Raw genomic sequence first — 567 nt, forward strand, 5'->3', positions numbered from 1 at the left:
TACCTTGTTAAAGAACATCTGATTGTAAAAATCAGAAACAAAAACTCTTTACAGAACCAACAAACAAAGCCTGTAAAAGCTTTTCTTTCTAACTTCTTCGCGATAATCTGCTACCACTCTAAACAGTTCATTTTCTTCACCGTTTATAATGGTGGAGCTATGCGGGATCGAACCGCAGACCTCCTGCGTGCAAGGCAGGCGCTCTCCCAGCTGAGCTATAGCCCCAGTGTTTTCTTTTCACTTCAGACTACACCCTCAGGCATATAACCAGAATCTTGCTGATCGAGACGTTGGCTTGCGCTGCATGCATCAGCATGTAAGCAAGACAACAACGAAGAGCAGGAACATTCTGGTGGGTCTGGGAGGACTTGAACCTCCGACCTCACCCTTATCAGGGGTGCGCTCTAACCACCTGAGCTACAGACCCAGAAACAGTCACCTAGCCCAGCGGCCCGTGAAATTATCGCTTTCAATCTCGAGATTAGACAATTCGTGTGAGCACTTGCCAGCGTCGTGCGCTCAATTTAAGGAGGTGATCCAGCCCCAGGTTCCCCTAGGGCTACCTTG

Annotated in this window: 2 tRNA genes; both read right to left on the reverse strand. The window is 48.3% G+C overall.

From position 1 onward, the window contains the following. Window positions 1-149 precede the first annotated feature (149 nt). A tRNA-Ala gene (locus ABD836_RS19440) sits at window positions 150-225 on the reverse strand. A 125-nt stretch (window positions 226-350) separates the two neighbouring features. After that, window positions 351-427: transfer RNA gene (locus ABD836_RS19445), tRNA-Ile, on the reverse strand. Window positions 428-567: the final 140 nt, after the last annotated feature.

The sequence above is a fragment of the Zhongshania borealis genome (assembly GCF_039539625.1).
Lineage (GTDB): Bacteria > Pseudomonadota > Gammaproteobacteria > Pseudomonadales > Spongiibacteraceae > Spongiibacter > Spongiibacter borealis.